The organism is Hymenobacter sp. 5516J-16, assembly GCF_022919335.1.
Taxonomy (GTDB): Bacteria; Bacteroidota; Bacteroidia; order Cytophagales; family Hymenobacteraceae; genus Hymenobacter; species Hymenobacter sublimis.
This window is the reverse complement of record NZ_CP095058.1, coordinates 3,633,378-3,652,415: the sequence shown is the minus strand read 5'-3', so window position 1 is coordinate 3,652,415 and position 19,038 is coordinate 3,633,378. Positions and strand designations below refer to the sequence as shown.

Here is a 19,038-nt window from a genome sequence, read left to right as displayed (position 1 = left end):
GAGTAAGCTCTTAGCTACTGGGCCGCACCGCCGTTATGCGTATTGAGATACCCGGGGGATGCGGGCAGTATCTTCGGGCTCGCCCACCATCGGGCGGATTTCCCGCTCCCCGCGGCTTACGGCCAGAATAATCCCGATGCTGATACCGGTGAAAATTAGGGAGGTGCCGCCCATGCTTAGCAGGGGTAGGGGCAGGCCGGTAATGGGGCCCAGCCCCACGGCCACGCCCATATTCACCATGGCCTGCAACACTAGGCTAAAACTTAGCCCCGCCGATAGCAGCCCACCGAAGGCGCCGTAGCTGTTTATCACCGTTTTCAGCCCGCGGTACAGAAAGGCGAGGTAAAGAAACAGCACAATGGCCCCGCCAAATAGCCCGTACTCTTCAATGATGATGGCATAGATAAAGTCGGAGTACGGGTGGGGCATGATGTTGCGCTCCGTGCTCTTGCCGGGGCCTTTGCCAAACAGGCCGCCCGTGGCTTCGGCAATGTAGGCGTGCTCTAGCTGGAACGGCACCGGCTTGCTCTTATCGGTGAAGTTCTCGATGCGAGAAATAACCGTTTTGTAGCGCTGTCCGGCCGTTAGCCCTACTCCACCGACTACAATGCCAATAACTACCATTACTGCCATTTGCTTAAGCGGCACCCGGCCAATGAACATCAGCAGCAGGCAGGTAGCAAACAAGAGCAGGGCCGTAGAGGCATTCGACATAATAATTAGACCGCAGATAGCTCCTACCCAGAGCATTACGGGCAATAGCGTCGTCTTAAAGTCATCGACGTGCTGCTGGCGGCGACTGAGCATTGACGCCAAGTGCGAAATCAGGGCTAGCTTGGCTAAGTCGGAGGGCTGGAAGGTTTGATTAATAATGGGAATCGTGAGCCAGCGCGAGGCATCGTTGAAGGTGGTGCCGCCGAAGAAGTAGGTAAACAACAGCAGCGGTACCGAAATGAGCAGGGCGTAGAGCGACAGGCGCGAATAGTAGCGGTAATCAATGCGGTGCGCGAGCCACATGAAAAACAGGCCCACAAAAATCAGGCTGGTGTGCTTAAATAGAAAATACTCCGTGTTGCCACCCATTTTCTTGTAGGCCAGCGTACCCGTAGCCGAGTACACCACCGCAATAGAAATAAAGGAGAACAGCAACACGATGCCCCACAGCACGGGGTCACCCTTCAAGTTTTGCCGAAGCCAATTGGTAATAGGTTCCATGGCGGTGAAATGGTGAAATAGTGAAGTGTGAGTTGATAGGCAGACTACTCAATGGCTTCTGGGGCAGATTGCGCGTGTTGCAGCTCGCTTACGGCCGCCGCGAACTGCCGCCCCGGTCCTCATAGTTGCGGAACAGGTCGAAGGAGGCACAGGCCGGGGACAGTAGCACCACGTCGCCAGGAGCAGCCAGCGCGGCAGCCCGCCGGACCGCCGTGACGACGCTCTGCGTTTCTTCCACGTGTGGCACTACTTCGCCGAAGCTGGTTTTCAACTTTTCATTATTAACTCCTAAGCACACCAGGGCTTTCACGCGGGAAGCAGCCAGCGGAATTAAGCTGGAGTAATCGTTGCCTTTGTCGGTACCACCGGCAATCCAGATGATGGGCTGCCGGATGCCGTCGAGGGCGTACCAGGCGGCTTCGACGTTGGTGGCCTTGCTGTCGTTGATGAACTTGACACCACCTATTTCGCCCACGGGCTGCAGGCGGTGGTCGGCATTCCGGAACGTTCCCAGGCCAGCTTCAATCTGCTCCGCCGTTAGCCCGGCAATACGGGCGCAGAGCACGGCGGCTAGCATGTTCTGGCGGTTATGCTGCCCAATCAGGGGTGAGCTGGCCACGCTTACTTCTTCCCCATCCAAGCCCATGCCGGGTACCAGGTTTGTGCAGAGGCAGTCTTCGCGGGTGTAGTAGCCAGCCAGTTGAAAATCGGGGCGGCGGTGCAGGCTGAAGGGCAACTGAATAACGGGACGAAGCGCCGCCGGGAAGTAGCGCTGAATATTCTCGTCGTCGGCGTTATAGATAAAGTACTGCTCACTGTCCTGGCTTTGGGTGATGCGCAGCTTGGCTTGGGCGTAGCTTTCCAGGGAGTAACCGTACCGGTCGAGGTGGTCGGGGGTAATATTGAGCAGCACCGAAACCCAAGGCTGAAACTCGTAGGTATCATCGAGCTGAAAGGAGCTGAGCTCTACCACGTAGTAGTCGTGGGCATCGTCCATTACCTGCTCGGCCAGGGAGTAGCCCACGTTGCCCGCCAGCCCCACATTCAGGCCCGCTTCCTTAAGCAAATGATAGGTTAGCAGGGTGGTCGTCGTCTTGCCGTTGGTGCCAGTAATGCAAATGCATTTAGCCTGCGTGTAGCGCCCAGCCAGCTCGATTTCCGAAATGATGGGCGTGCCTTGGGCGCGCAACGCCTGAATAACGGGGGCTTTTTCAGGGATGCCGGGGCTTTTCACCACCTCATCAGCTTTCAAGACCTGCTCTAGCGTGTGCTGATTTTCTTCGAACGGAATACCGGCCTGGCTTAGCTTCTGCTGGTAGCGCGGCTGAATGGCACCTCGATCCGACACAAATACGGTGTGGCCTTTGGCTTGAGCCAGCAGCGCAGCCCCTACCCCACTTTCCGCAGCGCCGAGAATAACATAGTGCATGGTATGGGTCAGGTTATGGGGTGAAGGATGGGGTAGGAAGTAGCGGCACAGAAGGCAGGCGGCTTAGCGCAGCTTCAGGGTAACCAGCGTCAAGACGGCCAGCATGATGCTCACAATCCAGAAGCGCGACACAATTTTGGATTCGTGGTAGCCTAGCTTCTGGTAGTGGTGGTGCAGGGGCGACATGCGCAGCAGCCGGCGGCCTTCGCCGTATTTGCGCTTGGTGTACTTAAAATAGCTCACCTGCACCATAACCGAAAGATTTTCAATTAGAAACACGCCACATAACACCGGAATTAGCAGTTCCTTACGCACGATGATGGCCAGCACGGCAATGATGCCGCCAATGGCCAGCGAGCCGGTGTCGCCCATGAATACCTGAGCCGGGTAGGAGTTGTACCACAAGAAGCCCACGCAGGCCCCCACGAAAGCGGTGCAGAAAATTACCAGCTCCCCCGAGTTCGGGATGAACATTACATCCAGATAATCAGCCAACAGGGCGTTACCGCTCACAAAGCAGAAGATAGCCAGCGTGATGCCAATGATGGCCGAGGTGCCGGCCGCCAGCCCATCGAGGCCGTCGGTGATGTTGGCCCCGTTGCTGACGGCCGTGATAATCAGGATGACAATGGGGATGTAGAAGAAGGCGTAGTACTCGTTGAAAAAGTCGCCGGCGGTGGCAAACAGGTCACCGTAGTTGAGCTCGTTGTTTTTCAGGAAGGGCACCGTGGTAATCATCAGCTTCACATCCTGGTACACGGTGCTGGCGTCCACAGCCGAAAAGGCCCCGTTGGGCAGGGCGTACTGGCGCACGGTCACGTCGTTGGAGAAGAACAGCACCCAGCCCACCGTAATGCCGAGGCCTACCTGGCCTAGCACCTTGAAGCGGCCAGCTAGGCCTTCCTTGTCCTTCTTAACTACTTTAATGTAGTCATCCACGAAGCCGATGAGGCCCAGCCACACGGTGCTCAGCAGCATGAGCACGATGTAGATATTATCGAGTTTGGCAAACAGCAGCACTGGCACCAGAATAGCCAGCAGAATAATCAGGCCGCCCATGGTAGGCGTCCCTTTCTTCTCGATCTGTCCCTGCAGGCCCAGGTCGCGCACTGTTTCCCCAATTTGCCGCCGCTGCAAGGCCCGGATTAGTGGGGCCCCGAAGAATTGCGCAATAATCAGGGAGGTTACTACCGCCAGCGCCGCCCGGAACGAAATGTACTGGAAAACACCCGTGCCCGGCAGGTGATGCACTTTGTAGAGGTAGTTGAAGAAGTAATACAGCATGGGCGCGGGGGTCAGCAGTTGGGGTTCAGAGGTAGTCCAAGCTGCAAAGGTTCAGTTTTTTGGATTGGGGTCAAACGTTGCGTTTGTGCAGATTTTGGATTATTCAGCGCTATTTACCCAGCAGGCTAAACATGTCGGTGAGTACCCGCTTATCATCGAAGTCGGTTTTCACGCCCTTGATTTCCTGGTAGGTTTCGTGGCCTTTGCCGGCTACCAGCACAATGTCACCGGGCTGGGCCAGGGCTACGGCTGTTTTAATGGCTTCCCGGCGGTCGGCAATGGTCAGGACTTTTCCCTGATCCTCGGTGGGCACGCCGGCCTGCATTTGGCTCAGGATATCGTTGGGGTCCTCGAAACGGGGGTTATCGGAGGTCAGCACGGCCCGGTTGGAAAGTTGAGCGGCCAAGCGGGCCATAACGGGGCGCTTGGCTCCGTCGCGGTTGCCCCCGCAGCCTACTACTGTAATCACCTGCTGGCTGGGCTGGCGAATGTCGGCAATGGTTTGCAGTACGTTTTCCAGCGCGTCGGGCGTGTGAGCGTAGTCCACGATGCCGGTAATGCGCACCCGCTCCGATACCACCGGCTCAAACCGCCCCGGCGCCGAGGTCAAGCCCGACAGCACCGTCAGCACCTCGGTAGGCTCCTCACCAAGTAATACAGCCGTACCGTAAATAGCCAGCAGGTTGTAGGCATTGAACACGCCGATCAGCCGGAACTGCACTTCCCTACCGTCTACTTCCAGGTGCAAACCGTGCACGGCGTTTTCGATCAGGCGGCCCCGGAAGGTAGCGGCGTTGCGCAAGGAGTAGGTTTCTCGCCGCCCGACTACGTTCTGTAACATCACCGGGCCGCGCTTGTCGTCCTGGTTGGTAAGGGCAAAGGCCGACTTGGGCAGCATATCGAAAAAGCCCTTTTTAGCTTTTAAGTAGGCGTCGAAGGTACCGTGGTAGTCGAGGTGGTCGTGGGTGAGGTTGGTGAACACGCCCCCGGCAAAGTGCAGGCCCGTAATGCGGTGCTGCACCACCGAGTGAGAGCTGACTTCCATGAAGACGTGGGTGCAGCCAGCCTTCAGCATACGGGCCAGCAACTCGTTCAGCCGGATGGCGTCGGGTGTGGTGTGAGTGGCCGGAATAACCTGCTCGTCAATTTGATTTTGCACCGTGCTCAGCAGGCCACAGTGGTAGCCCAGCTCCCGGAAGAGCTTGTGCAGCATGGTAGCGCAGGTGGTTTTGCCGTTGGTGCCGGTAATGCCCACCAATTGCAGCTGGCGCGAAGGGTGACCGTAAAACTCGGCGGCCATGCGGGCCATGGCTTCCGCACTGTCCGGCACCTGCACGTAGGTGGTTCCGGGGTTCAGCTCGGCGGGCAGGTCCTCAACTACTACTACCGTTACGCCTTGCTCCACTGCTTTCGGCACAAACTGATGCCCATCGGTGGCAGTGCCGCGCAGGGCAAAGAACACGGCGCCTGGCCCAGCCTGGCGCGAGTCCAGCGTTAGGCTATTAACGGCTACGTCCGCGGGACCATGCTGGGCCCGGACGGTAACGGCGGTCAGAAGAGCAGAAAGGGCGAGTTCGGTATTCAACTTATGGGGGCGGTAAGAGGCTTGCACCTCAGGTTAGGGCTCCTGAATGATGGTGGCCACAGCCTAGACTTTTGCTTTAGGCTTGGCCTTGCCTGCGGCGGCAGGGCCTTGCGGCGCAGTAGTTTTGCTGCTGGCAGTTTCTCGAGAAGGCTTGGCTTGCGCTGACTTGGCAGGGGTAGTGGCCGGGGTCGGGCGGGCGACCTTACCGCCGTTGCGGCTGGTGCTGCCCGTAGCCTCTACTTTCGGCACCCGACCATCGGCCAGGGTAGCCAGGCCGGGGGTGGGCGGAGCAGCCGGCACGGGCGGCGCCAACCGCCCGCCGATGGGCTCCAGCTGCAGCACCACGGTAGTACCGCGCCGCGCCGCCGTGCCCGCCGCCACCGACTGCGTTTTCACCCTACCCGTGCCCAGGGCCCGTACCCGTAGGCCACGGTTTTCGAGTAGGAACAGGGCATCACGCAGGGTGAGGCCCTGCACGTTAGGTACTCGGCCGGGACGCACGGCCATGGGTTTCAGGCTCAGACTTTCCCCTTCGGCATCAGCGGGCGCGGTGCGCACCCAGTCCTCGGCGCCGGTGCCCCGTTGTGAGTGACGCCCAGCTTAGAAAATACCATCGACAACTCATCCTGCATGCCCGCCTGCACTTCTGGCACCCGCGAGCGGCGCACCGGGGCCCGGGCCAGCAAGGGACGCTGGCTGGCTACGTCGCGGGCCATGGCCTTGTCAGCCAGCTCTCGGAACACCGGAGCTGCTACATCGGCACCATAGATGCGGCCGTTCTTGGGCGAATCGACCACTACGATGCAGCTGTATTTGGGATTATCGGCGGGGAAGTAGCCGCAGAAGCTCGTGGAGTACGTGCGGGTATAGGCACCGTTCTTGAACTTCCAGGCCGTGCCGGTTTTGCCCGCAATGAGGTAGTCGTTGGTGCGGATGCCGCGGGCGGTGCCGTGCTCCACTACCCCTTCCATCATGGCCCGTACTTTCTGCAGAGTTTCATCTGAGCAGATTTTGGGGTTGAGCACCTGGGTTTCAAACCGCTCCAATACCTTATCGGCCTGCTTGATTTCCTTGACAATCATGGGCTGCACCTTCACGCCGCCGTTGGCCACGGCGTTATAAAAGGCTAGCGTTTGCAGCGGGGCTAGCTTCAGCTCGTAGCCGATGCTCATGGTAGTGAGCGAGGTGCGGCTCCAGCTCCGGTCGCGCGGGTCCTTAATATAGGGGCGCGCCTCGCCGGCCATCTGGAAGCCCAAGGGCTTGTCTAGCCCGAAGCGCTTGAGGTAGTCGGTATACTTCTCCGGGTTTTTGTTGAACACTCGGTCGGCCAGGATGGCTACTCCAATATTCGAGGACTTCTCAAATACCTGCTGAATCGTAATGCGGCCGTAGGGGTGGGAATCGGTTTTGACGGCCCCGCCTATCTTCTTGGAGCCCGTGTTGCCGGTATTAATGGTGTCGGTTAGCTGCAGGTCGGGGTCTTCCTCGAAGGCGGCCATCATAGAGGCCAGCTTGAAGGTAGAGCCCGGCTCGGTACGGCCCTGGTCGGCAATAGCGTAGTTGTAATCCTCGCGGTACACACCCTCGTCTACCTTGCCCAGGTTGGCTACGGCCTTGATTTCGCCGGTCTTCACCTCCATTAGAATGACGGTGCCGTACTGGGCGTTGTTTTCTACCAGGGACTTGTACAGGGCATTTTCGGCCACGTCCTGGAGGTTGATATCCAGGGTAGTCTTTACGTCGTAGCCGGGCTGGGGCTTGACCTCGGTACCGTCGTAGATGGGCTTGTTGCCGCCGGGTAGGCGCTCAAATAGGGCCTCGCCATCTTTACCGGCCAGGTGACGGTTGAAGGTGAACTCCAGGCCCGCGCCGTTTTTGTCTTCGTTCACGAAGCCAATGGTGCGCTGGGCCAGCCCACCAAAGGGCCGGAACCGCTTATCCACCTTCTCGAAGATGGCACCGCCCTTGTTTTTGCCTTCCCGAAAGATGGGCCAGTTGGTCAGCTCCTTCTTCTCCTGAAAGTTGATTTGCCGGGAATTTAGCCGCAGGTAGCGCACCGATGGCCGGGCATTCTTAGCATCGCGCAGCTTGCGGGCATATTCCCCAGGCGTCCGGTCGCCGAAAAAGCGGGACAGCAACAGCGCCAGCGAATCTACCTTCGCCTTGAACAGCTCCTTGTCGACCACGCTCGGGTCCCAGGCTACCCGGTAGAAGGGCAGCGAGGTAGCCATAATGCTTTCGTTGTCGGAGTAGATGTTGCCACGGGTGGCGAATACAGGCTGGTACACGATGCGGCGCTCCTGCTCCAGGGCGCTCCACTTGGCGCCTTCCGTAAACTGCACGTGGGTCACGCGCCAGATAATGGCGCAGGAGAACAGGCACACGCCCAGAAAGGCTAGCCGAACGCGGGTAACAATGCTTTTTTTAACGTTTCCTTTCATTGCGGCGGGCGGGGGCTGAACGATTGGAAGATGCGGGGTCAGCCGTAGCCGGCTCCCCGTTAATATCAGTACCGATGGGAACGGGCGGAGCGCCAACCTCCACCGAGTCGCCGAGGGAGGGGCCGCCGGCCCGGCGCAGGGAGTCGGCCTTGGCTCGGGCCGTCATGGCGGCCACGGAGTCGGCGGTCAGAATGGGCAGCATGTCCAGTTCGGCCTCGTCGAGGCGGCCGGCGGGCACACTGATGCGGAAGGGCGGCGAGGAGCTTTCAACCAGACCATAGGCGGCTACCTTGCGGGCTACCTCGCTCTGCTTGCTGGCCTCCATATAATCCGATTTTAAGGTGGTGTAGTCGGCCCGCAAATCTTCCGTTTCTACTTTCAGCTTCTGAATGCTGCGGTTCATGCGGGTGGCATAGTGCGTGTTACCGATGTACACCAGCGTCAGGAACATTACGAACAGCAGGTGAGGTAGGAAACGCACCGGCAACCCTTCCCGAAACAACCCATCAACCGGCGTGGCTCGCTCCAGCAGCGAGAATACGCTCCAAGTGCTGCGCTTGGGCGTGGTGAGGCGCGGCTCCTTGGGCTCCCGCGGGGCCTTGGTGGGGCGTACGGGCGCAGGCGTCGGTTCCGGTTCGGGAGGGCGCACCGGCTCCGGCGCTATGGGCGCTACCTGCCGCGGAGCATTCACGCGGGGTGTGGGGGCAGATTTTACGGTATTGACGGCCACGAGTGGTACTGGTTGGGGTAGCGTGCGGTTCTATTCTTTGCGAATGGCAATGCGGAGCTTGGCGCTTCGGGCCCGGCTGTTCAGGGCTATTTCCTCCGCGGAGGCTTCCACGGGCTTGCGGGTCAGGGCCTCGAAGGGCACGTTGGTGCGGCCAAACAAATCCTTTTCCACTTCGCCGAAGAATTTACCCTTGGCAATGAAGTTCTTCACCAGCCGGTCTTCCAAGGAGTGGTAGCTCATCACTACCAAGCGACCGCCGGGGCGCAATACTTGTGCCGTTTGTTCCAGCATTTCCTGCAAAGCCGTCATTTCATCGTTGGCCTCGATACGCAGGGCCTGGAAAACCTGGGCCAGGTACTTGTTTTCCTTGCCCCGGGGCGTGCAGGGCGCAATGGCTTTTTTCAGGCCCGCAATGGTGCTGATGCTCTGCCCACGCCGGGCCGCTACCACCGTAGCCGCCAGGGTGCGGGCATTCGTTACCTCCCCGTACATCCCGAAAATGCGGTGCAAATCGGCCTCGGAGTACTCGTTGATAATATCGGCGGCCGAGGCATCGTCGCCGTCGGGATTCATGCGCATGTCCAGGGGCCGTCGAAGCGGGTGCTAAAGCCTCGCTCCGGGGTATCAAACTGGTGGGATGACACGCCTAAATCGGCCAGTAGGCCATCCACGGGCAGGGCGCCGTGGCGCTGCAGCTCCCGAAACAAGTGGCGGAAATTACTGCGAATGAAGGTGAACTGGGGTCGCGCCAGCTTCTGAGCCTCCCGCTCGGCGTCGGCGTCCTGGTCGAAACTGTAGAGGTGGCCGGTACCCGTGAGGTGCTCCAGAATGCGGGCCGAGTGGCCGCCTCCGCCAAACGTGACGTCCACGTAGCGGCCCGTGGGCTGCAGATCAAGGCCTTCGAGGCACTCGCGCAGCATCACGGGGCGGTGGTAGGCGGTATCGTTGTCGTAGTCGTTCAAGGCGTTGCTCATGCGGCCAGGGGGCCGCCGGGGCCGGTTTCGGTGGTCAAAAATTTCTGAGCCAGCTTCGAAAAGCTCTGCTGGTCTTTGATGAGGAAATCCTCGTAGCGCTCCGGGTCCCAAATTTCGCAGCGGTTACCCAGGCCTACGATGATGGCTTCCTTCTCAATGCCCGAGTAGCGCAGCATGGTGCGGGGTAGCATAAAGCGCCCAATCGAGTCCAACTCTACCTCCGTCATGCCCGGAAGAAGTTACGCTGAAACTGCCGGTATTCCTCGTTGAACTCGTCTAGGGCCATGACCTTCTCGTGAATTACGCGCCAGGCGGCCCGCGGGTAAAGCACCAGGCAGGGCTCGAAGCCGCGGACCAGCACCAACTGGTTACCCGAGGCTTCCGGCAGGTTGGCCTTCACCTTCGCCGGCAGCACCAGCCGACCTTTGGGGTCGAGCTTGCACTCGTATTCGCCGGAGAGCAGCAGGGTCATGGTGCGTGGTTGAAGTGGGCATGGGAACGGGATATAGCAAAAGTACGGAACCCGCTGGAAAAGGTCACCACGATTTACCATTTTCTACCACTTCAGAAAAGCGCCTTTTTGAGCTATTTGAAGGCTTTTACGGAACTCCAGTGGCGTAGTAATTCCAGCTTTGCCATAATGGCAGACATGAATTTCTAACAAATACGGAGGTGATGAGGCGGCGTAGTTTCATTATCTGGCGGTGGAATTCTGTACTTACCGGGCCGTATCCTGCATGTGTTTCGCTGGCCCGAAAGCCGTATCTTTGTGGTCGATATGAAACGCCCGCTGCTTCATCGGCTCTTCAGCACTTGGCTGGCCTTGCTCGTCCTCACTACCTCGGTGGGCCTGACGGTGCAGCAGCACACCTGTCGGCAAAGCGGAAGCCGCACGGCCAGCGTCATTTTCAGTCCGGCCCAGCACACGTGTCCAGCTCCTAAACCCGCTACCCAGCAACACGCTGCCAAGGCCCGGCTTTCCAAATCGTGCTGCGAATTCGGCGCCCATTTTCACAAGCTGGACACGCCCTCCGCGGAGTTGGCCTGGGTGAAAGTGTTGCCGCCAGCTTTGGCACCGGCGTGGCCCGCTGCCACCGTGTGGCCCGTTGCACCAACCGCGCCGTTGTGCCAGGTAGCTGCTCGCTGGCACGCTACGGATTCATCGCCCCCGCCCCGGGCTGGCCGTACCTTGCTTACTTTCGTGGGCGTTCTGATCGTCTAAAGGCTTCTCTTAGTTAGTCCCGCATTTCCTACCGCCCGTGTACCGGCGGCTAGGGTCACGGAAGAGAAACCTTAATTTACTGACGATATGAACTCCTTAACCGGTCCGGCCCGTCTGCTGACGGCAGCCAGCTTCGTGCTGGGTAGCACCCTACCTGCTACGGCCCAAACTCCCGATGCTTCTACTGCCCCCGTACGCGGGCAGGTGCTCGATGGCACTACGAACTCGCCCGTTCCCGGCGCGGTAGTCCGCTGGCTTAGCGCCCCTACCGAGGCGGCTACTACCACTGCCCAAGGCACTTTTTCCCTGGTGCGCCCCGCCGGCTCTGATGCTCGGCTCATTATCAACTTTCTGGGCTACCAGGCCGACACCGTACAGGCCGGCGGCACCAGCTACCTCCGGATTCCGCTGCGCCGCTCGGCGGAGTTGGGTGAGGTGACCGTGGAAGGCCGAGCCCCCTCCTACTCCGGCCTCACGCCCACCAACACCCAGGTTATCACCAGCCGCGACCTAACCAAATCGGCCTGCTGCAACCTGGCCGAAAGCTTTGAAACCAACGCTTCCGTGGAGGTCTCTACTACGGATGCTGTGTCGGGGGCCAAGCAAATTCAGCTGCTGGGCCTGGATGGGGCCTACTCCCTGCTTACCATCGACAACCTACCGGCCCTGCGCGGCCTGGCTTCGCCCTACCGCCTGGGCTACCTGGCCGGCCCCTGGATTGAGAGCATTGACATCATCAAGGGCATGGGCTCGGTGGTAAATGGCTACGAAAGCATTTCGGGCCAGGTAAACGTGCGCCTCAAGGAGCCCGATAAGGCCGAGCGTTTGCTGTTTAATGCCTACGCCAACGACTTGGGCAAGTTCGACCTGAACCTGAACCTAGCTACCCCGATCGGCAAGAAGATCAGCACGGCCCTGCTGCTGCACACCGACCATCTGGGCCAGCGCGTGGACCGCAACCAGGACGGCTTTCTGGACCTGCCGCTGGCTACCCAGTACAACGTGTTCAACAAGTGGAAGTACCTCTCGGGTAAGGGCTTGGTGACGGAGGTAGGCCTGGGTGCCCTGCGCGAAACCCGCCAGGGCGGGCAGATGGGTTACCGCCCGGAAAGCCCCGCGGGTTTCTACGGCACTACCCAGGAAACCAACCGCTCCACCGGCTACGCCAAAACCAGCTACACCTGGCCCGGCCGGCCCTACCAAAGCTTGGGGCTCTTGCTTAGCGGCACCAACCACGACTTCACCTCCCGCTACGGCCTGCGCACTTACGACGGCACCCAGCGCACGGGCCTGGCTACGTTACTGTTCCAGAGCATTCTGGGCACCACGGCCCACACCTACCGGGCTGGCCTGAGCTTCCTGCACGACGACTACCACGAGGTATACAAAACCGGCTTCACCTACCCTACCGAAACGCCGGCCCAGCGCTACGCCCGGGAGCACCGCAACCGCTTGGAGCAGGTGCCCGGCGCCTTTGCTGAGTACACCTACCAGAATGCCCGCAACCTCACGTTGGTAGGCGGCTTGCGCCTAGACCGCCACAACCTGTACGGGTGGTACCTGACGCCTCGCCTGAATGTGAAGTACGACGCCGCCAAAAACACGGTGCTACGCCTGGCGGCGGGTCGCGGGTTCCGGACGGCCAACCCGATTGCTGAAAATGTGGGCATGTTGGTCAGCTCCCGGGAGTTTGTCATCAGCCCGGTGCTGCGGCCCGAAACGGCCTGGAACGTAGGTGGCTCGTTCACGCAGTATTTCAACGCCTTCGGCCGCCCGGCCACTTTCATCACTGATTACTACCACACCGAGTTTGACAACCAGGTAGTGGCGGACCCCTACACCAACCCCGAGCGGCTTATTATCACGAATCTGGCGGTAGGCGGCCGGTCCTACTCGCGCAGTTTGCAGGCCGAAGTGCAAGTAGAGCCCGTGAAAGGGTTGCAGGCCAAAGCTGCCTACAAGTACTTGGATGTGAAAACCACCTACGACGGGCAGTTGCTACCCAAGGTGCTTACCCCACGGCACCGGCTGTTCCTGAACCTGGGCTATGCCACAGCTTTCGATAAGTGGCGGGCCGATTTCACGGTGCAGGGCTTTGGTCGCCGGCCGCTGGCTCATGCTCCGGGCAGCGGCGGCCACCTCCACGGCACCGGCGAATCGACCCTACCCTATGCGCCCCGCTACGCCTTGCTCAACACCCAAGTAACCCGCGCTTTCAAGCGGTTTGAAGTGTACGCCGGGGTTGAAAATCTCACGAATTACCGCCAAGCCAACCCCATCCAGGGCGCCTACGCCCCTTCGGACCCGATTTTGATGCGGCCATGATCTGGGGGCCTATCTACGGGCGCCTCACGTACGCCGGCCTGCGCATCACGGTTAAGTAATACCCAGGTAATTTCTGGTCTGACGGGCCTGAGCCGCATACTCTGGCACGTTTCTTTCATTGGTGCCACCGGCACTTTCCTTACCCCTTTTCTTGTTTTTCCTTTATGAAGCTGTTCTCATCTTTCCTGCTTGTTTTTGCCTTCTTGCTTTATTCGGTGGCCTCGTTTGCCCAAACCGCCAAGCCCAAAGCCAAAAGCCCCGCTACCGAAACCCTGCAGCTGAAGACCTCGGCCGTTTGCGACATGTGCAAAGCACGCCTGGAAAAGGCCCTGGCCTACGAGAAAGGGGTGCAGGCGGCCCTGCTCGACGTACCCAGCCAGATGCTCACGGTTACTTATCGGCCCGACAAAACCACGCCGGCCGCCCTGCGCGCCGCTGTACAGGAAACCGGCTACGACGCCGACGACCAAACAGCCAACGCCCGCGCTTACAGCCAACTGCCGGATTGCTGCAAGAAAACCAATGCTACTCACTAAAGACGTGGACAGGTAGCAGTACAAGCTACTTGGCTTGACTCTGCAGAGACCTTACCTTATACTTCAGGCACGTAGCCGAATAAAAAAGACCAACCGCTTCCGGTTGGTCTTTTTTATTCGGCTACGTGCCCCTTATTAGGCAGCAACGAGGCTCGGCGCCATGCGCACCTCAAATTGCAGGCTCACTTGAAACGTGAGGGGCCGGGTAAGGCGGCGGCGGTTCGTGCCGGATATTTCCAGCGTAAACCAGTCGGAGCGCAGAAACTCCAGTAAGTTCGGCTGCCCTTGCAGTTCCATGTCAATGTGGGCAGAGTGAATCTGGCGCGGCCCGAAGGTGGCAATTGGCACCTTCCGGCTGTTAGCCGTCAGGAAGCAGCTGCCGCTCTCCAGCGCGCCCAGCGTTGGGGTGCCGCGGCCAATGGCTTGGCCCGGCGGCTGGTGCCACATCAGGCGGGCCTCCCGGAGAGTTACGGTCAGGATACCCGGGTGGGTTAACGCGGCCAAGCACGGTAGGGTGCCAGGCAGCGTAGTTTCGCACAGAAAGATTAAATCCATTCCGGGGTCAATTCGCAAATTAATGGCCCGGGTGCTCAGGCCAAACGCGGTGCGCAAGGAACGCCGCAGGCCTTCGTGCTGAGCAATGGTCAGGTCTACGCCTAGCACAACGGGCGGCGCAGCCGAGGAGGCGAATGCAGGGGTAGGTTTCATAGCCGATGAAGGTGCGGATAGGCGCGGTCATTCAATGAACTCGAACCAGAACAGATAGAGGCGTAAACGCGGCAGTATTTCCTTTTTACGCAAGAAGGTATGTAATGCGCTAATTATGACAGGGTTAAAGTATAGCAACTCGTGATACAAGTAGACCAGCAGCCCCAGGCGTACGCCTAAAATTGTTTTCTTTCAATAATTTATAAGACGATTCGATTTTATCTGTCTATATTGACCCTACCATCCGGAATGAGTTATTTGTATGAAAATTTCCTGCGTACTTCTAGATGACGACCCTCTTGTGCTGGACTTGCTCCAAGCATACGTGGTGATGACCGACATCCTAGACGTAAAAGCTGCCTTCACCGACCCGCTCGATGCACACCGGTACCTGATGGAAAATCAGGTGCAGGTGCTGTTTTCCGACGTTACCATGCCCCACTTGAGCGGCCTAGACTTAGTACGCTCCCTGCAGCAGCCCCCGCTGGTAGTCCTGATGACGGCCTACCCCCAGTATGCCATGGAGGGTTTTAATCTGGACGTTATTGATTTTTTGCTGAAGCCAATTTCCTTGGACCGTTTTCTACGGGCGGTAAACAAAGTAGCTGGCATTCTGCGGGTTAACACCTTGGGTTCCGATGCCCAAGCCGATGCCCTGACCGGCTGGGGCTCCTTCTTTATTCGCACCGACGCTCAATTTGTGCGCCTGCACTACCGGGAAGTGCTCTACATCGAGGCTCTGAAAGACTTCACGAAAATCAATACCGCTGACGGCCGTACCCACCTGACGCTCGTGAACCTGAAAAACCTGGAGGAGCAATTGCCCCCGGGCTTGTTTGTGCGCACCCACCGCTCCTACCTCGTTAATGCTGCTCGCATTGACTCCGTGAGCAACTTGGAGGTGAAGGTAGGCGGCCACGCCCTGCCACTGGGCCAGACGTACCGGGAAAGGGTAACAGAGCGCATCGTAAACCGCTCCCTTATTCGTCGCCAGAATTGATTTTAGCCTAATGGCTGGCTTGCTTCGCCACTAACTTTTGGCCTGCCACAAGCGCCACCAGGGCAGGTAGGGCTGGTCGTGGTGTTCGTAGTGGTACCCGAAAAAGTAGCAGCTCAGGAATGCCCACACGTGGTGCCGGAACTGACTGCGCGACTTGTGCGGATTATCAGGCTGGTGTTCCCCACGGTGCGGCAGATACGTGCCGAAGTAGAATAGTTGCAGAGTAGCCAGCACGGCCGGCACCATCCAAAAGGCAATAACATTGGCCTGCGGAAAGAACAGCTTCAACACGTTGTAGGTCAGGGCCATCAGGGCTACTTGCACCCACGTCACGTAGTTCCAAGCGAAGCGCGCAAACCAAAGCAGAAAGCTGGTGTGGTGCCCATCGTGGAAATCAGGGTCGTGCTCGGTGGCCACGTGCCGGTGGTGGGCGTGGTGCTTGGCCAGCATGCCCGGAAACCAGTTAAAGGCAAAAAGCCCCGCTGTTAGGGTGCCGATGAAATTGTTCAGGCGCTTGTTAGCGCTAACTACCCCGTGCATGGCATCGTGGGCCGTAATAAAGAGGCCAGTATACAGGTGCATTTGCCCCAGTGCCAGCAGGTAGGGCCACGGCGTCCGCCAGTTGGGCTGGTAGAAAGCCAGCAGATACGTCAGCAATGCGGTCCAGGCTACCAGAATCAGAGCTGCCATGCCTACTCCTTTATAGCCTAACGGAGTGGGGCGCACCCGCTGGGCGGGCAAAGCAGCACGAGGTACCACGGGAGAAGAAACCATAACTAACTAGGCAAGCAGCCAATCAACAACTAGTATTCGCCGGGAGAGCCTGTAAAGCTGCCCCGTTTACAGCGCCAGCAACGCCTCCCGCACCTGCTCCATCTGCCACATGGGGGTACTGGTGGCTCCGCAAATACCCACCGACTGGCCCGGCTGAAACCACGAGGGACACAATTCTTCTACCTTGGAAATGAAGTGGGTGGCGGGGTTCGTTTCTTTACATACCTGGTAGAGAACCTTGCCGTTAGAGCTTTTGGTACCCGATACAAACACTACCTGGTCAAACTGGGCCGCGAACCGGCGCAAATCTTTGTCGCGGTTACTGACCTGCCGACAGATGGTATCGTTGGCGTTTACCTGGTAGCCGCGCTGCTCCAGCTCGTCCTTGATGCGGTAAAACGAGTTTGTGCTCTTCGTAGTCTGGCTATAGAGGGTGATGTTGGCGGGCAACTCATGCCGTAACAGCTCCTCCAAGTTCTCAAACACCACCGCTTCTCCGCTCGTTTGTCCCAGTAGGCCGCGCACCTCGGCGTGGCCGTGTTTGCCATAGATGAAGATGCGGTCCTGGCGGTCGTAGCTGGTTTTGATGCGGTTTTGCAGCTTGAGTACTACGGGGCAAGAAGCGTCGATGAGGGTCAGGTTGTTTTCCATGGCCATCTGATAAGTGCTCGGCGGCTCACCGTGCGCCCGAATCAGCACGGCCTCGTTACGCAACTGGGCCAACTGCTGATAGTCAATGATGCGCAAGCCCCGTTGCTCTAGGCGCTCAACTTCCTCATCGTTGTGCACAATGTCGCCGAGGCAATACAAGTAACCTTGCTCATCCAACAGGTCTTCGGCCATCTGAATGGCATAGATTACGCCGAAGCAAAAACCAGAATTGGGGTCAATACGGACGCTCAGGTGGTGCGGCATAGCTAACTGAGTAACTGTCGAGGTGACCAGAAGGTTACAGGGGGCAGAAGATACAAGGTGTTTATCATTTCTTCTTGCGCTGATTCAGTGTAGCGTATTCATAACAAGCGCCACCCGCATAAAGTTAACCCTCTGGTAATCCTCTGGTTGCTCAGAACACTAATCCTAGAGCTCAGGTATTACGGAGGAGCTTGCTAAACCGCACTTTTGAAGGAGCAGATACGTATAGCTGCCCCTAGCTAGAGCCGGTAGCGTCAGGCAGCCCTGCTTGAGGGCAGGTACCTACGAGGAAAACGTCCCGGGCAGTTTTGCGGAACCTAGGGCTACACTTCGGGGCGGCCATCCTTACGGCTGCCCGCCCCGAAGCACGTGCTTAATAATCTAGCCCCAACCTCGTCCGGACAAGATTCTCTACCCTAGAAAGAGCCGAAGGCTTTGCGCTGCTCCAGGTCCCGGATTACTTTTTCCTCTACCGGGCTAGCGCGTAAAATCTCCCGGTCGCGCCAGAACTTGGCGTTGTAGTTCTGCTTCATGGCCTGCTTGAGGTCGTTGTAATTCACCCCCGTCGACTTGTAGCCCTTGGCAGCGGGCTTCGTAGTGTTCTGGTAGAAAAACAGATTACCGCTGATTTCAGTGCTGTCGGGCTTGCCCTGGTAGCTGAGCACAATCGTCTGCTCGGCGCGCACGGCCTGCAAGCGGCTCAGAGAATCGGCTACCGGGCTAAACTCCGTCACCATCCGGAAGGTCTGGGAGGTGAGGGTAGTGCCTTCTGAAAACTGCAACGACATTAGGTTGCCGATGGGCACGTTGCTTTCCAGGCGCCGAATGGCCGCCGTTTTGAAATCCACATACAAGGTGCCGAAGGCGGCCGGCTGGTTCAGATCTAGCCGCGGAGTAAAGTCGATAACGGCAGTTTCCTGGCCCTTGTCCTGCAGCACTTCCCGCAGATGAAACTTGAACTGCTTGTCGGCCAAGGGGCTCAGCGGCACGGCCAGGGTACGGCGGCTGGGCTTGGGTTCAAACACCGGAATCAAACGTACGGCCGCCGAAAAATTGGTCATGTCCACGCCGGTTTCCTCGGCGGCCGTAGCATAGCGGGCCTGCTCTAGCTGCCAGCCACCTACCCCCTGGTTGGTAAACCGAACGTCGTAGAAAGCGTCCAGAAACTCGGAATATTTGCCGTTGTGCTCTTGCTTTTGGCGGTAGAAAGCTTTGCCATACTGTTCCTGGCGCTGGTGGCGGACCAGCTTAGCGTAAGCCCGTTTCACCAGTTCCGTGGCCACTTGCTCGGGGTTACGAACCCGCACTTCGGGCAGGGCTACGGTGCTGGCTTTCAACACAATCAGGAGGGGCTCCGTGGCGGACGTGGCGTCGACCGTAGTGGGAGCGTAGCCCAGGCTAATAACGGTAATTTTTCGGGGTAGGCTGGCTACGCGCAAACTAAACTCGCCGGCTTCGTTGGTGGCCGTTCCGGGCTCATTGCCGAGCTGGCCAACGTTAGCGTACGGTACGGGCTGGCGCTTTTCATCTACTACCCGGCCTTTGAGCGTGATTTGTTGAGCGTGGGCGAGGGAGGCCGTAGTTAGAGCCAGCGTCAGAATTAGCGGGTGTTTCATTAAGTTGAGCGGGAAGTTTCACTGAAGGGAGAGTCGCTGGGTGGCGAAGGTGCGCTAGAAACGTTGGAATAGGATTTTTGATGTGCTATTACACATAATTTACAGCGGCGGCCTGCGGCCCCGGCTGGCTCAAAGATATTTCCGTGGCCTCTTCCCTCCTACCTTACAACAGCACTGTTGGCAGCAGGCTTTACGCGAAAACAGCACAAGACTCAACCAGTGAAAGCCTAGCCGCTGGCTCCAAGCTCCAGTTACCAACAAAAAAGCTTCCGTTGCCGGAAGCT

15 protein-coding genes and 2 pseudogenes are annotated in these 19,038 nt (G+C 58.6%); 4 read left to right on the top strand and 13 right to left on the bottom strand.

Annotation, left to right across the window (positions count from 1 at the left end; all coding sequences use genetic code 11):
* Positions 1 to 33: 33 nt before the first annotated feature.
* The 9 genes and pseudogenes from MUN84_RS18125 to mraZ form a co-directional block, all read right to left on the bottom strand.
* Complete coding sequence (locus MUN84_RS18125) at positions 34 to 1,215, bottom strand: FtsW/RodA/SpoVE family cell cycle protein (RefSeq protein WP_244695382.1); 1,182 nt, start codon at positions 1,213 to 1,215, stop codon at positions 34 to 36.
* A gap of 88 nt (positions 1,216 to 1,303) precedes the next feature.
* Positions 1,304 to 2,644 carry a UDP-N-acetylmuramoyl-L-alanine--D-glutamate ligase gene (gene murD, locus MUN84_RS18120; protein ID WP_244695381.1) on the bottom strand — a complete coding sequence of 447 codons (1,341 nt, stop codon included), beginning with the start codon at positions 2,642 to 2,644 and terminating at the stop codon, positions 1,304 to 1,306.
* Between the two features lie 63 nt (positions 2,645 to 2,707).
* Positions 2,708 to 3,928, bottom strand: a complete 1,221-nt coding sequence (mraY, locus tag MUN84_RS18115) for a phospho-N-acetylmuramoyl-pentapeptide-transferase (protein ID WP_244695380.1) — start codon at positions 3,926 to 3,928, stop codon at positions 2,708 to 2,710.
* 109 nt (positions 3,929 to 4,037) lie between these two features.
* Entirely contained in the window at positions 4,038 to 5,513 is a 1,476-nt protein-coding gene (locus MUN84_RS18110) for a UDP-N-acetylmuramoyl-L-alanyl-D-glutamate--2,6-diaminopimelate ligase (protein ID WP_410780057.1), read from the bottom strand.
* Between the two features lie 63 nt (positions 5,514 to 5,576).
* Positions 5,577 to 6,071, bottom strand: a complete 495-nt coding sequence (locus MUN84_RS24145; RefSeq protein ID WP_317239002.1) for a PASTA domain-containing protein — start codon at positions 6,069 to 6,071, stop codon at positions 5,577 to 5,579.
* On the bottom strand, positions 6,032 to 7,954 hold the full coding sequence (locus MUN84_RS18105) for a penicillin-binding protein 2 (RefSeq protein WP_317239001.1): 1,923 nt from the start codon (positions 7,952 to 7,954) through the stop codon (positions 6,032 to 6,034). The genes MUN84_RS24145 and MUN84_RS18105 overlap by 40 nt, the downstream gene beginning before the upstream one ends.
* Positions 7,938 to 8,684 carry an FtsL-like putative cell division protein gene (locus MUN84_RS18100; protein ID WP_244695379.1) on the bottom strand — a complete coding sequence of 249 codons (747 nt, stop codon included), beginning with the start codon at positions 8,682 to 8,684 and terminating at the stop codon, positions 7,938 to 7,940. Before MUN84_RS18100 ends, MUN84_RS18105 begins: the two co-directional genes overlap by 17 nt.
* A 30-nt stretch (positions 8,685 to 8,714) precedes the next feature.
* Positions 8,715 to 9,658 (bottom strand): annotated as a pseudogene (rsmH, locus tag MUN84_RS18095) (16S rRNA (cytosine(1402)-N(4))-methyltransferase RsmH).
* Positions 9,655 to 10,130: pseudogene (mraZ, locus tag MUN84_RS18090) on the bottom strand (division/cell wall cluster transcriptional repressor MraZ). Before mraZ ends, rsmH begins: the two co-directional pseudogenes overlap by 4 nt.
* Positions 10,131 to 10,436: 306 nt before the next feature.
* Between mraZ and MUN84_RS18085 the strand changes: the two are divergent.
* From MUN84_RS18085 to MUN84_RS18075, 3 genes are all read left to right on the top strand, one after another.
* Positions 10,437 to 10,880 (top strand): HYC_CC_PP family protein, encoded by a 444-nt coding sequence (locus MUN84_RS18085; RefSeq protein WP_244695378.1) that lies wholly within the window; start codon positions 10,437 to 10,439, stop codon positions 10,878 to 10,880.
* A gap of 87 nt (positions 10,881 to 10,967) precedes the next feature.
* Positions 10,968 to 13,205: a TonB-dependent receptor domain-containing protein gene (locus MUN84_RS18080; protein ID WP_244695377.1), complete on the top strand. Its 2,238-nt coding sequence runs from the start codon at positions 10,968 to 10,970 to the stop codon at positions 13,203 to 13,205.
* Positions 13,206 to 13,369: 164 nt separating this feature from the next.
* Positions 13,370 to 13,741: a heavy-metal-associated domain-containing protein gene (locus MUN84_RS18075; RefSeq protein WP_244695376.1), complete on the top strand. Its 372-nt coding sequence runs from the start codon at positions 13,370 to 13,372 to the stop codon at positions 13,739 to 13,741.
* A gap of 135 nt (positions 13,742 to 13,876) precedes the next feature.
* On the opposite strand, the gene MUN84_RS18070 is transcribed toward MUN84_RS18075, so the two are convergent.
* Positions 13,877 to 14,449 (bottom strand): hypothetical protein, encoded by a 573-nt coding sequence (locus tag MUN84_RS18070; RefSeq protein ID WP_244695375.1) that lies wholly within the window; start codon positions 14,447 to 14,449, stop codon positions 13,877 to 13,879.
* 262 nt (positions 14,450 to 14,711) lie between these two features.
* On the opposite strand from MUN84_RS18070, the gene MUN84_RS18065 reads away from it, so the two are divergent.
* Positions 14,712 to 15,449 (top strand): LytR/AlgR family response regulator transcription factor, encoded by a 738-nt coding sequence (locus tag MUN84_RS18065; protein ID WP_262920571.1) that lies wholly within the window; start codon positions 14,712 to 14,714, stop codon positions 15,447 to 15,449.
* A gap of 30 nt (positions 15,450 to 15,479) precedes the next feature.
* On the opposite strand, the gene MUN84_RS18060 is transcribed toward MUN84_RS18065, so the two are convergent.
* The 3 genes from MUN84_RS18060 to MUN84_RS18050 form a co-directional block, all read right to left on the bottom strand.
* Positions 15,480 to 16,223: a fatty acid desaturase gene (locus MUN84_RS18060; RefSeq protein WP_375374031.1), complete on the bottom strand. Its 744-nt coding sequence runs from the start codon at positions 16,221 to 16,223 to the stop codon at positions 15,480 to 15,482.
* Between the two features lie 66 nt (positions 16,224 to 16,289).
* Positions 16,290 to 17,138, bottom strand: a complete 849-nt coding sequence (locus MUN84_RS18055; protein ID WP_244695373.1) for a 4-hydroxy-3-methylbut-2-enyl diphosphate reductase — start codon at positions 17,136 to 17,138, stop codon at positions 16,290 to 16,292.
* A gap of 416 nt (positions 17,139 to 17,554) precedes the next feature.
* The gene (locus tag MUN84_RS18050) at positions 17,555 to 18,754 is read right to left on the bottom strand and encodes a carboxypeptidase-like regulatory domain-containing protein (RefSeq protein ID WP_244695372.1); all 1,200 of its coding nucleotides are present in this window, start codon (positions 18,752 to 18,754) and stop codon (positions 17,555 to 17,557) included.
* Positions 18,755 to 19,038 lie beyond the last annotated feature (284 nt).

Bases quoted from the DNA above. Each gene is read 5' to 3' on its own strand.
- MUN84_RS18060 (WP_375374031.1), bottom strand. From the start codon at position 16,223: ATGGTTTCTTCTCCCGTGGTACCTCGTGCTGCTTTGCCCGCCCAGCGG.
- MUN84_RS18085 (WP_244695378.1), top strand. From the start codon at position 10,437: ATGAAACGCCCGCTGCTTCATCGGCTCTTCAGCACTTGGCTGGCCTTG.
- MUN84_RS18050 (WP_244695372.1), bottom strand. From the start codon at position 18,754: ATGAAACACCCGCTAATTCTGACGCTGGCTCTAACTACGGCCTCCCTC.
- MUN84_RS18065 (WP_262920571.1), top strand. From the start codon at position 14,712: ATGAAAATTTCCTGCGTACTTCTAGATGACGACCCTCTTGTGCTGGAC.
- MUN84_RS18080 (WP_244695377.1), top strand. From the start codon at position 10,968: ATGAACTCCTTAACCGGTCCGGCCCGTCTGCTGACGGCAGCCAGCTTC.
- MUN84_RS18075 (WP_244695376.1), top strand. From the start codon at position 13,370: ATGAAGCTGTTCTCATCTTTCCTGCTTGTTTTTGCCTTCTTGCTTTAT.
- MUN84_RS18105 (WP_317239001.1), bottom strand. From the start codon at position 7,954: ATGAAAGGAAACGTTAAAAAAAGCATTGTTACCCGCGTTCGGCTAGCC.
- mraY (WP_244695380.1), bottom strand. From the start codon at position 3,928: ATGCTGTATTACTTCTTCAACTACCTCTACAAAGTGCATCACCTGCCG.
- MUN84_RS18070 (WP_244695375.1), bottom strand. From the start codon at position 14,449: ATGAAACCTACCCCTGCATTCGCCTCCTCGGCTGCGCCGCCCGTTGTG.
- murD (WP_244695381.1), bottom strand. From the start codon at position 2,644: ATGCACTATGTTATTCTCGGCGCTGCGGAAAGTGGGGTAGGGGCTGCG.
- MUN84_RS18055 (WP_244695373.1), bottom strand. From the start codon at position 17,138: ATGCCGCACCACCTGAGCGTCCGTATTGACCCCAATTCTGGTTTTTGC.
- MUN84_RS18125 (WP_244695382.1), bottom strand. From the start codon at position 1,215: ATGGAACCTATTACCAATTGGCTTCGGCAAAACTTGAAGGGTGACCCC.